Genomic DNA, 11,989 nt, shown 5'->3' on the forward strand with positions numbered 1-11,989 from the left:
GCCGCTCAGGCCTTCTCGATGTTGACGGTGAAGCTCTTGTACTCGGGCGTCTGGGTGTTCGCATCCCCCACGAAGGGCGTCAGCGTGTTGACCAGATAGCCGGGCTTGGTCTGTCCGAGGAAGCCCCAATGGTTGGGAAGCCCCACGGTATGCACCTTCCTGCCGTCACACGAGAGTTGCGGAATGCGCTTGGTCACCACGGCCACGGCCTTGATGTAGCCCCGATTGCTCGACACCTTCACCATGTCGCCGTGGGCAATGCCCTTTTCGCGAGCCAGCTCCTCGCCAATCTCCACAAACTGCTGCGGCTGCAGCACCGCGTTGATGCGTGCATGCTTGGTCCAGTAGTGGAAATGCTCGGTGAGCCGGTAGCTCGTGGCCACGTAGGGGAATTCGGACGGCTTGCCGAAGGCCTCCATGTCGCCCTTGAACACCCGCGCAGCCGGATTCGACTTGGCACGGGCATTTTGAGGGTGCATGGGGTTGCGTTCCAGCGGCGTCTCGAACGGTTCGTAGTGCTCGGGCAGTGGTCCGTCCACAAGGCCGGTCGGCGCGAAGAGCCGCCCCACACCCTCGGCCGTCATGATGAACGGCATCATGCGTTCGGCCTCTGCCGGATCGGCATCCACCTTGAAGTCCGGCACATCGGAGCCGGCCCACTTGGTCCCGTTCCAGAACACCAGCTTGCGCCGTGCATCCCAGGGCTTGCCGTCGGGCGCAGCGGATGCCGCGTTGTACAGGATGCGGCGATTCACCGGCCAGGCCCAGGCCCAGTTCGGCGTCTGACCGTTGTTCCAGGGATCGCTGTTGTCGCGGCGTGCCATCTGGTTGCCGGCCTGGGTCCAGGCCCCTGTGTAGACCCAGCACCCCGCTGCCGTGCTGCCGTCATCGCGCAGCCACGCAAAGCTCCCGAGCTGTTCCCCCGCCTTGGCCAGCAGCTGCGGCTGTGCACCGGGCTGCTTGGGATCGGCTGGCGCCACCAGATCGGTCAAAGCCCTGCCGTTGTACTCCATGGCCAGCTCGGACGGACTGGGTGACTTCGGCAACCGGTATTTCCAGTCCAGATTGAGAATCGGGTCAGGGAAAGCCCCTCCCGACTTCTGGTAGGCCGCACGCAGGCGCACAAAGAGCTCGGCAATGATCTCGATGTCGGGACGCGCCTCACCCGGCGGACGTGCTCCGGCCCAGTGCCACTGCAGCCAGCGGCTGGAATTGGTGATGGAACCCTCCTCCTCGGCAAAGCAGGTGGTCGGCAGCCGGAAGACGGTCGTCTGGATGCTCTCGCTCCTGACGTCGTTGTGCTCGCCGTAGTTCTTCCAGAACTCCGCCGTTTCGGTGTTGAGCGGATCCATCGTGACCAGGAACTTGAGCTTCGAGAGCCCGGCGATGATCTTCTTCTTGTTCGGGAAGGAAGCCACCGGGTTGAAGCCCTGACAGAAGTAGCCCGTCAGCCGCCCCTGGTTCATCATCTCGAAGGCCTTGAGCACGTCGTAGAGCTCGTTGGACTTCGGCAGATACTGGAAAGCCCAGTCGTTGTCGGCCCGTGCCGCATCGCCGTACCACGCCTTCTGCAGACTCACGAAGAACTTGGGATAGTTCTGCCAGTAACTCATCTGGTTGGGCCGCAGGGGCTTGAGCGCGCGCGCCGCCAGATAGCCCTGCAAATCCTGCTCGGCTTCCTTGGCAATCGTCATGTAGCCAGGCAGGTTCGTCGACAGCAGGCCCAGGTCGGTCAGACCCTGGATATTGCTGTGCCCACGCAGGGCATTGACGCCTCCACCCAGCAGGCCGATATTGCCCAGAAGCAACTGCATCATCGCCGCCGTGCGGATGATCTGCGTGCCCATGCTGTGCTGTGTCCAGCCCAGGGCGTACAGGATGGTCATCACCCGATCGGTGGTGCTGGTGCTGGCGATCGTCTCGCACACATGCAGGAACTTGTCCTTGGGCGTGCCAGTGATCTGCTCGACCTTTTCGGGCGTATAGCGCGCATAGTGGCGCTTCATGAGCTGGAGCACGCAACGCGGATGCTGCAGGGTCGGATCGACCTTGGCGTACTCGCCATCCTTCTCGTAGGTCCAGCTGCTGTTGTCGTACTTGCGCGTGGCCGCATCGTATCCCGAGAAGATACCGTCCTCGAAGCCATACCCCTCGCCCACGATGAACGCGGCGTTGGTGTAGTTGCGCACGTATTCCTTCTGGATCCTGTCGTGCGTGAGCAGATAGTTGATCACGCCGCCCAGAAAGGCAATGTCGCTGCCCGCCCGGATAGGGGCGTAGTAATCGGCCATCGCAGCCGAGCGCGTAAAGCGCGGATCGACCACCACCAGCTTCGCCTTGTTGCGCTGCTTGGCTTCGATCACCCACTTGAATCCCACGGGATGCGCCTCGGCGGCGTTGCCTCCCATGACCAGCACGATATCGGCGTTCTTGATGTCCTCCCAGTGGTTGGTCATCGCGCCGCGGCCAAACGTCGGAGCCAGACTGGCTACCGTCGGGCCGTGTCAGACACGTGCCTGGTTGTCGAATACCAGCAGTCCCAGACTGCGCATCACCTTGTGGGTGAGATAGCCGGCCTCGTTCGAGGAAGCAGAGGCTGCCAGGAACCCCGTGGAGAGCCAGCGGTTCACCGTCTGCCCTGCTTCGTTGGTGGCCTGGAAGTGCGCATCCCGGTCTTCCTTCATCAGGCGGGCAATGCGGTCGAGCGCCTCATCCCATCCAATGCGCTTCCATTCGGTGCTGCCCGGCTCCCGCACGGCGGGATACTCCAGGCGGCTGGGACTGTGCACAAAGTCCAGCAACCCCGCTCCCTTGGGGCACAGCGATCCCCTGCTCACCGGATGATCGGGATCTCCCTCGATGTGGATGATGCTGCCGCGCACATTTCTGGCGCCATCACCCTGCGTGTACATGATGAGCCCGCACCCCACGGAACAGTACGTGCAGGTATTGCGGGTCTCGGTCGAACGGGCCAGCTTGAAGCCGCGGGTCTCAGCCATGGCAGCCGTGGGCGAAAAGCCCAGAGCCGCCAGACTCGATCCCACCAGCCCCGCCGCGCTGACCCGGAAGAACTGCCTCCGGTCCATGTCCATGGGGATTTTCTCCTTGTCTGTCAGAGTGATGTCCGAACCTGCATACAGCCGCATCCTAAGGCGAACGTGTCTTTCTTTCTGCCGGGTTTTCCCGGTGAGTCTGGACAAGACCTGTTCCCTACCCGGCTGCATGCAGTGCGCGCCACATCGGACGCGCTTTCTCGACGTTGCAGGCGCGATGATATGCAGCGCTCCGAAACATGCATATCCACATCCAGGTTCTCTGGTAAATTGGTCAGGTTTTCAGACCAATTCCGACTGAACATTCCCTGAAGCACCGCGCGGCGCATCTCCCCCTGACACCAGCCATCCCCTGTGCAGCATATCTGCCACCACAGCCTGACCCGCCCCGCCATGCTCCGCTCCGAACACCCGAGCCGCTTCCCGCATGGCCAGCAGCTCCGGGGCAAGAGGGGCCGATCCGCCCGGCTGCAGCAATTTCATTGCGCCATGCACCGCGACGGACATGTCCGCACAGCGCCGCGCCGCTCCCGCCGCCACAGCCTGTTCGCTGGCCTCCGCAAAATTGAAGGTGTGGGGCCCCACCAGCACGGCGCAGCCACAGGCACAGGCCTCGATCAGGTTCTGTCCTCCCAGCGGCGCAAAACTGCCCCCCATGAGCACCAGATCGGCCATGGCGTAATACATCTGCATCTCGCCCATGCTGTCCCCCAGCCACAGCACCGGCCGGGGCGCCTCCGAGGGCACAGAATGCACCACCTGCCCCCACTGGCTGCGTCGCCGCACCTCCCAGCCAGCTGCCCGTGCCTCGGCCGCCACCGCATCAAACCGCTGCGGGTGACGCGGCACCAGCATCCAGTGCACGCCGTGCTGCGCATCCGACGGCAGGGCTGCAAGCGCATCCAGAAAAAGCTTTTCCTCTCCTTCCCTGCTGCTCGCCAGCATGCATACCGGCCCTTGCATTTCGAGCTGCTCACGCCAGGCATGGCCGGCAGCGGACAGTGCCTCGTCCGGCCGCACATCGAACTTCAGATTGCCTGTGACCTGCACTTCGGGTGCATGCAGCGCACGCAGACGCCGGGCATCCTGCGCGGTCTGGGCATAGGCCACCGCCAAGCCCCCATATCCTGCAAAGGCCAGTCCGCGCAGGCGCAAGGATCTGCGGAAGGTTCGATCGTTCACTCTGGCATTGACCAGTGCCATGGGAACCCCGTGGCGACGACTCTGCGCGAGAAGCTCGGGCCACATCTCGGTTTCCATGAGCAATCCCACCCGAGGCCGAAACAGCTCCAGAAAGCGCCGCACCGGCCCCGGAGCATCCCAAGGCAACCACACCTGCATGTCGCCCGGCTGCAGCAGACGCATTCCCTCCTGCCTGCCCGTAGCCGTGCCGTGCGTCAGCAGGACATGCACGTCCGGCTGCGCTGCCCGGATCGCCGCGAGCAGCAGCCCGGCCGCACGCGTCTCGCCCAGCGACACGGCGTGGATCCACACCCACTGCCCCGCATGCGCCCGTGCAAGCTGCTGTTCCTCGACGGTGTAGCGCCCGAAGCGCTGGGGAATGGCATGCAGGTACAGCGGCTCGCTGCGTCCCCGCCTGTGCAATTTGCGCAGCAGCAGGGGCGTGGCCAGTGTGGTCAGCCCCCGGTAGATGGACATCAGCATGCCTGCTCACTCCTCAGCCGAGGAAAGGACTCGGCTCTCCACCCGCCTGACAGAGTCAGGGGCAGGGGCTCCCATGCGGAGCACGCCCCTGGCGTCGCTGTGGCTGCGGTGCTCTCATCATGCGGGGACATGCATCGTCTGCCGCGCTCAGTGCGCTGCAGCTCCCGGCTGCGCATCGGGTTTGACCCGGCGCAGCAGCGCCATCATGGCTGCTTCGATCCGTGCCAGTGCTTCGGGCGTCTGCCCCTCGAACCGCAGAACCAGCACCGGTGTGGTGTTGGAGGCCCGAATCAGCCCAAAACCATCCTCCCAGTCCACGCGCACACCATCCACTCCCGTGATGGTCGCCTGCCCTGCAAATGCTTCCTCGGCCAGCGGGAGCAGCTCGGCGGCCACACGGTGGGGCTCACCCTCGGCGCAGGACACATTGATTTCCGGGGTGGAGCAGCTGGTGGGCAGCGCATTGAGCACCGCCGAAGGATCATCAGAACGGCTCAGGATTTCGAGCAGGCGCGCCCCGGCATAGGTGCCATCGTCAAAGCCGTACCAACGCTCCTTGAAGAAGATGTGGCCACTCATTTCGCCACCCAGCGGGGCATCGAGCTCCTTCATCTTGGCCTTCACCAGCGAATGCCCTGTCTTGTACATGAGTGGACGCCCACCTGCTGCTTCGATGGCAGGCGCAAGCTGCTGCGTGCATTTCACATCGAACACGATGGTGCCCCCTGGAACGCGCGACAGCACATCGCGTGCAAACAGCATGAGCTGACGATCCGGATAGATGACGTGTCCGTCCTTGGTGACGATGCCCAGACGATCCCCATCGCCATCGAAGGCCAGCCCCAGTTCAGCGTCCGAGTTGCGCAGCGCCCGCTTGACATCCTCCAGATTCTCCAGCTTGCTGGGATCGGGATGGTGGTTGGGGAAATTCCCGTCCACTTCGCTGTAGAGCTCCTGCACCTCGCAGCCCAGCCCACGGAAAATCTCCGGTGCCGAGGCACCTGCCACACCATTGCCGCAATCCACCACGATCTTCATGGGACGCGCCAGCGAGATGGTCTTCACGATGCGGTCGCGATAAGCCGGAAACACATCCACCGTCCGCACACTGCCTCCGGGCTGGAGGTTCCAGCTTTCCTCCTCGATGAGGGTGCGCAGCTGCTGAATTTCCTCTCCATGAATGGCACGTCCCTGCAGCACCATCTTGAAGCCGTTGTGGTCCTTGGGATTGTGACTGCCTGTCACCTGAATGCCGCTGTCGCACTCGGTATGGGCTGCGAAATACAGCATGGGAGTCGTCACCATGCCGATGTCGATCACCTCGACACCCGTCTCCTGCAGCCCCTGCTTGAGCGCCTCCACCAGCATCGGGCCACTCAGCCGTCCATCGCGGCCCACGGCCACGCTGCGGCTGCCCAATGCCATGGCCCGGGTCCCGAAAGCCCGTCCCAGAGCGCGGGCCATGTCGGAATCCAGTGTGGAAGGCACCACACCACGAATGTCATACGCCTTGAAGATGGAAGCAGGTATTTGCATGATTCGATTACGGAAGGAATAACTTCTCCATTGTAATCAGCCAAAAATCCTGTTTCTGCACCCACAGGCACACATTCCCCTCCCCATTTCTCAGCAGTGCAAACGGAACATGCGGTCACGCACCTCCCTGCGCTGGCGTGCGATGTGATCCATTTTCTGCGGCCCTCCGCCCTGACGCGCCATGGCGTCCAGATTGCGGATCTGCGCGTCCAGTGCACGGCATTGCCGGTCATGCCAGGAAGCCTGTGCTCCCTGCACCACCACCGCGCCCCGGCCTGTCTGCGATGCAGAAGATCCTCTTGCAACCGCGGTGACAGGTTCGGGAGCCGGCTGTCGCGCCTGCCACTGCTGCTGTGCATAGCCTACCTGATCCTGGAAGGACATTGCCGCAGGAACGCTGAAGATGTCGGTCGTCAGCCCCGCCTGATCGGCACATCGGCGCAACGACCAGAACAGGCCCCCTCCGCTGTAGGCACTGCAGCGATACAGAAACACGGTCCCGGCAGGAGGCTCGTTGCTGTAGGTGGAAACCGGCGCCGCATCCATCGCCTTGGGCGCTGCACACCGCGGCTCGGTCGAATAGGAGTTTCCGCAACGATAGATGGGTTGTGCATATCCCGGCTGCACCCCCGGCAACAGCCCCATCCACATCATTCCCAAAGCCAGAAAACGCTTCATGGTGTCTCCATCCTGAAATGTCCGTGACAGGCATCATAGACATACCAGAGCCTCACAGGGAAGATGGAATTTCCTCGCTGGTCAAGACAGTGACTCCCACACTTCGGAACCAGACATGAAAAAGCCCCGCGAAGACCGAGGTCTGCAGGGCTTGATCGAGGCAATCGCTGGTGCCGGTTGTCGGATTCGAACTGACGACCTACCGCTTACAAGGCGGGTGCTCTACCAACTGAGCTAAACCGGCAACGCGTGCATTATAGGGAAGAAAGGACAACGTCCTGCACCCTGCCTGATGCCAGATGGCACTTCATTCGAAGAAATGATGCAGGTGCTCACTTCACCACACGCAGGGAGCTGACCTTGCGGGCAGGCGTCGATTGCGTACCCCCCTCTCCAGCGGCAGGAGACGAAGCGTCAGCCTGCGGCTCATCACCCCCCATCGGATCATGCCCATGCACTTCCAGCGTGGATGGCTGCGAGGGCTGCTCAGAGGAGGACTGACCGTCATCCGGCGCATCCTCCACCTCGAAACCCATGCCCTGCCCGGTTTCCCGGGCATAGATGGCCTGCACCCGCTCCACAGGAACGATGATTTCGCGCACCTTGCCAGAGAAGCGTGCCTTGAAACGCACCTCCTCGTTGCCGAGGCTCAAGCCTCCAGTCGCATCCATGCCGACATTGAGCACGATCTCGCCATCATGCACGAACTCACGGGGGACCGAGACCGTATGGTCCACCTTCACGAGCAGATAGGGAGTCAGCCCATTGTCCGAACACCACTCGTGCCATGCCCGAATCATGTAGGGACGCGTGGATGTCAAGGCAGGTTGGGACATGGGAGGATCCTTCAGTCAGGGAAGTGGAAAGCCACGAAAAATCAGCGGCGCATGACCTTTTCGGAAGGCGTGAGCGCTTCGATGTAGGCAGGACGCGAGAAAATCCGCTCCGCATACTTCAGCAGCGGAGAGGCATTCTTGCTGAGCTCGATGCCATAGTAGTCGAGGCGCCACAGCAGCGGTGCAATGGCTACATCCAGCATGGAAAAATTGTCTCCCAGCATGTACTTGTTCTTGAGGAACACAGGCGCCAGCTGCGTCAGGCGATCGCGGATCTGGTTGCGTGCCTTGTCGAGTGCCTTATCGTTGCCCTTGATGCTGCGATCCTCCAGCACCGAGACGTGCGTAAAGAGTTCCTTCTCGAAGTTCAGCAGAAACAGACGCACGCGCGCGCGGTCCACCGGATCTCCAGGCATGAGCTGGGGATGCGGAAAACGCTCGTCGATGTATTCATTGATGATGTTCGATTCATACAGGATCAGATCACGCTCGACGAGAATCGGCACCTGCCCGTAGGGGTTCATCACATTGATGTCCTCGGGCTTGTTGTACAGATCGACATCGCGGATCTCGAAGTCCATGCCCTTCTCGAACAGCACGAATCGGCAACGGTGAGAGAAGGGGCAGGTAGTGCCGGAATACAGAACCATCATGATGGGAAAGTCCCTTTCTGCGCTGCCATGGGGCATGACAGCCTATAAACCAAAAAAGAGTGGGCACCGTCAGTGCCGGTGCGCCCACTCTCCTGTCCCCCGCAGACTGCGAGGGATTGACCTCACGTGCTTACTTCACGTCCTTCCAGTAGGCACGATTGAGCTTCCAGGCGATGAGCCCGAAGATCGCAAGGTAAGCCAACACGAAAATCCCGATGGTCTTGCGGGTCTTCTGAGCCGGCTCGGCCATCCACTGCATGTAGTTCACCAGGTCACCGACGTTCTGATCGAACACGGCAGGATCCATGGTTCCCGGGCTGACCTGTTCCCACTTGCCGGTGAACACCTCGGTTGCCGGACCGGAACCTTCCTTGACGGTGTGGAATACCGGCTTGCGCTCGCCCTGCAGTTCCCACAGCACGTTGGGCATGGCCACGTTGTGGAACACCGTGTTGTTCCAGCCGGTCTGGCTGTTGGGATCGCGGTAGAAGCTGCGCAGATAGGTGTAGAGGTAATCCGCACCGGTACGGCCAGCCCCTGCACGGGAACGGGCAATCACGGTCAGATCGGGAGGAGTGGTACCGAACCATGCCTTGCCCTGCTTGGGCGTCATGGCCACGGACATGGTCTCACCCACCTTCTGGTCGGTAAAGATCAGGTTGTCCTTGATCTGCTGGTCGCTCAGACCGATGTCCTTCAGACGGTTGTAACGCATGAAGTTCGCGGAGTGGCAGTTCAGGCAGTAGTTGACGAACAGCTTGACACCGTTCTGCAGCGAGGGCAGGTTGGAACTGTCGACCGGAGCCTTGTCCCACTTGATGTCGCCCCCTTCGTTGGCATACGCCACACTGCCCAGCATGCCGGCTGCGCACAGCAGGCCAGCGATCACATTCTTGATTTGTTTCATGATGCTTTCTCCTGTGCTCATTCTCAGTGGGGCTTGAAGGTGACACGAGCCGGAACGGGCTTGGGATCACCCAGCTGGCTCCACCAGGGCATGAGCAGGAAGAAACCAAAGTAGATCAGGGTACCGACCTGGGAGATGAACTGGTAGACCGGAGAGGGCGGCTGAACACCCAGGTAGGCCAGCGCGATGAAGTCGACGACGAACACGCCATAGACCACCTTGTGCCAGTCCGGACGGTAGCGGATCGACTTGACGGGGCTGTTGTCGAGCCACGGCAGGAAGAAGAGGATGATCACGGCACCACCCATGGCCACCACACCCCAGAACTTGGCGTCGATGGCAAGGAACAGCACACACAGCACCGCAGCGCCGCCCACCGTCACCATCTTGGCAATGGCGGAGAGCTTGCACTTGGTGACCGCAAACAGGGCTGCCACCACGGTAATGCCCATCACCACATACACCATCTGGGTCGTCATGGCACGCAGCATGGAATAGAACGGGGTGAAATACCAGACCGGCGCAATATGCAGCGGGGTGGTCATGGGATCAGCCGGGATGAAGTTGTTGTACTCGAGGAAGTAACCGCCCATTTCGGGAGCGAAGAACACCACCGCGCAGAACACGAACAGGAACACGGCCACGCCCAGGATGTCATGGACGGTGTAGTAGGGATGGAAGGGAATGCCATCTGCAGGCGCAGTGGCGGACCAGCGGTTGCCCTTGGGACCCTGCTTGATCTCGACCCCGTCGGGGTTGTTGGAACCCACATCGTGCAGGGCCAGCAAGTGAGCCACCACCAGGCCCAGCAGCACCAGCGGAACGGCAATGACGTGGAAGCTGAAGAAGCGGTTCAGCGTGGCGTCGCTCACCACATAGTCACCGCGAATGAGCAGGGAGAGATCCGGACCAATGAACGGAATGGCGGAGAACAGGTTCACGATCACCTGTGCACCCCAGTAGGACATCTGCCCCCAGGGAAGCAGATAGCCCATGAAGGCTTCGGCCATCAGCGCCAAGAAGATGCCGCAGCCGAACAGCCACACCAGCTCGCGGGGCTTGCGGTAGCTGCCGTACAGAAGACCGCGGAACATGTGGAGATACACCACCACGAAGAAGGCCGAAGCCCCCGTGGAATGGGTATAGCGGATCCACCAGCCTGCGGGCACGTCGCGCATGATGTACTCGACCGAGGCGAACGCCAGGCGTGCGTCGGGCTTGTAGTGCATGACGAGGAAGATCCCCGTCACGATCTGGATCACCAGAACCAGCAGTGCCAGGGAGCCGAAGATGTACCAGAAGTTGAAGTTCTTCGGCGCATAGTACTCGGACATGTGCACGCGATAGGCAGAGAACATGGTCGGGAAACGGTTCTCGAACCAGTTCGTCAGCTTGGCGCCGGCCGGTGCATTGGGAGAAATTTCTTTGAATTCAGCCATGTTGTGTCACCTCAAGCCTTCTTGTCTTCGCCGATGAGCAGTTTGGTCTCGGACAGGAACATGTAGGGAGGAACCTCCAGGTTGTCCGGTGCGGGCTTGTTCTTGAACACGCGACCTGCGAGGTCGAACGTGGAGCCGTGGCAGGGGCAAAGGAAGCCACCCGGCCAGTCGGTGGGCAGCGACGGCTGCGCACCTGGCGCGAACTTGGAATTCGGGGAGCAGCCCAGATGCGTGCAGATCCCGATCATCACCATGAATTCGGGATTGCGCGAACGCCACTGGTTCTTGGCGTATTCGGGCGTGGGAATGTTGGTGCGATCGGACTGGGGATCGACCAGCTGGGCTTCGTCTTTCTTGAGCGATGCCAGCATCTCGGGCGTGCGACGCAGGATCCACACGGGCTTGCCGCGCCATTCCACGGTCTTCATTTCGCCGGGCTTGATGTCGGAGATGTCGGCCTCCACGGGCGCACCAGCAGCCTTTGCCAGCTCCGACGGCTCAAAGCTGCTGATCAGGGGCACGGCAACGCCGGCCGCTCCTACTGCACCGGCACAGCCCGATGCAATCAGCCAGGTGCGTTTACTGGCGTCCACTGGTGTATCACTCATAGGGAATCCTCAAGATGTACTGTTACGCATGTTCACAGCAGGGTTAACCTTGTTATTGTAGCTCAGTGACAGTCTGTAATTCAATGTAGCCCGGGAAGGAGGGCCCAACCTCCGTATGCCATACTCCCACCATTCACACTGCTTTCATCCAGAAAGGTTCGATATGGGAATGCTCAATGAATTCAAGGAGTTCGCCGTCAAGGGAAATGCCGTTGACCTCGCGGTCGGCGTGATCATCGGGGGGGCTTTCGGCAAGATCGTCGACTCCCTCGTCAAGGACATCATCATGCCCGTGATCAGCATGGTGATCGGCAAGATCGATTTTTCCAACCTCTACGTCGTGCTGGGCACGGTTCCTGCAGGAACTCCGCACACGCTCGACGCCATGCAGAAAGCAGGGGTACCGGTCTTCGCATACGGCAACTTCATCACCATTCTGGTGAACTTCCTCATTCTGGCCTTCATCATCTTTCTGATGGTCAAGCAGATCAATCGCCTCAAGCACGCCGAACCCGAGGCCGCTCCGGCACCCGAGGCGCCCAAGGAAGAAGTGGTTCTGCTGCGTGAGATCCGCGACAGCCTGAATCGCCAGTGATGCCCTCTGCGCCCGCTGC

At 61.3% G+C, this 11,989-nt stretch carries 10 protein-coding genes and 1 tRNA gene; 1 reads left to right on the top strand and 10 read right to left on the bottom strand.

Going from position 1 to position 11,989, the window contains the following annotated elements:
* Window positions 1-5: 5 nt before the first annotated feature.
* From fdnG to petA, 10 genes are all read right to left on the bottom strand, one after another.
* Window positions 6-3,092 carry a formate dehydrogenase-N subunit alpha gene (gene fdnG, locus ACE3P9_RS02060; RefSeq protein WP_374491442.1) on the bottom strand — a complete coding sequence of 1,029 codons (3,087 nt, stop codon included), beginning with the start codon at window positions 3,090-3,092 and terminating at the stop codon, window positions 6-8.
* A 243-nt stretch (window positions 3,093-3,335) separates the two neighbouring features.
* Window positions 3,336-4,718: a 3-deoxy-D-manno-octulosonic acid transferase gene (locus ACE3P9_RS02065; RefSeq protein ID WP_374491444.1), complete on the bottom strand. Its 1,383-nt coding sequence runs from the start codon at window positions 4,716-4,718 to the stop codon at window positions 3,336-3,338.
* Between the two features lie 147 nt (window positions 4,719-4,865).
* On the bottom strand, window positions 4,866-6,254 hold the full coding sequence (locus tag ACE3P9_RS02070; protein ID WP_374491447.1) for a phosphomannomutase/phosphoglucomutase: 1,389 nt from the start codon (window positions 6,252-6,254) through the stop codon (window positions 4,866-4,868).
* Window positions 6,255-6,344: 90 nt separating this feature from the next.
* On the bottom strand, window positions 6,345-6,932 hold the full coding sequence (locus tag ACE3P9_RS02075; RefSeq protein WP_374491449.1) for a hypothetical protein: 588 nt from the start codon (window positions 6,930-6,932) through the stop codon (window positions 6,345-6,347).
* Between the two features lie 168 nt (window positions 6,933-7,100).
* Window positions 7,101-7,176: transfer RNA gene (locus ACE3P9_RS02080), tRNA-Thr, on the bottom strand.
* Window positions 7,177-7,264: 88 nt separating this feature from the next.
* Complete coding sequence (locus ACE3P9_RS02085; protein WP_374491451.1) at window positions 7,265-7,768, bottom strand: ClpXP protease specificity-enhancing factor; 504 nt, start codon at window positions 7,766-7,768, stop codon at window positions 7,265-7,267.
* 41 nt (window positions 7,769-7,809) lie between these two features.
* Window positions 7,810-8,421, bottom strand: coding sequence for a glutathione S-transferase N-terminal domain-containing protein (locus tag ACE3P9_RS02090; RefSeq protein WP_374491453.1), 612 nt, complete (start codon window positions 8,419-8,421; stop codon window positions 7,810-7,812).
* Window positions 8,422-8,551: 130 nt separating this feature from the next.
* Window positions 8,552-9,319, bottom strand: a complete 768-nt coding sequence (locus ACE3P9_RS02095; protein WP_374491657.1) for a cytochrome c1 — start codon at window positions 9,317-9,319, stop codon at window positions 8,552-8,554.
* Window positions 9,320-9,351: 32 nt separating this feature from the next.
* Window positions 9,352-10,767 (bottom strand): cytochrome bc complex cytochrome b subunit, encoded by a 1,416-nt coding sequence (locus ACE3P9_RS02100; protein ID WP_374491455.1) that lies wholly within the window; start codon window positions 10,765-10,767, stop codon window positions 9,352-9,354.
* A gap of 11 nt (window positions 10,768-10,778) precedes the next feature.
* Window positions 10,779-11,375 carry a ubiquinol-cytochrome c reductase iron-sulfur subunit gene (gene petA / locus ACE3P9_RS02105; protein WP_374491458.1) on the bottom strand — a complete coding sequence of 199 codons (597 nt, stop codon included), beginning with the start codon at window positions 11,373-11,375 and terminating at the stop codon, window positions 10,779-10,781.
* A gap of 163 nt (window positions 11,376-11,538) precedes the next feature.
* Between petA and mscL the strand changes: the two genes are divergently transcribed.
* Window positions 11,539-11,970 (top strand): large conductance mechanosensitive channel protein MscL, encoded by a 432-nt coding sequence (mscL, locus tag ACE3P9_RS02110; protein WP_374491460.1) that lies wholly within the window; start codon window positions 11,539-11,541, stop codon window positions 11,968-11,970.
* The last annotated feature ends 19 nt before the right edge of the window (window positions 11,971-11,989 follow it).

Origin of the sequence: Allobrachymonas sp., assembly GCF_041912815.1 — a bacterium.
Taxonomy (GTDB): domain Bacteria; phylum Pseudomonadota; class Gammaproteobacteria; order Burkholderiales; family Burkholderiaceae_C; genus Brachymonas.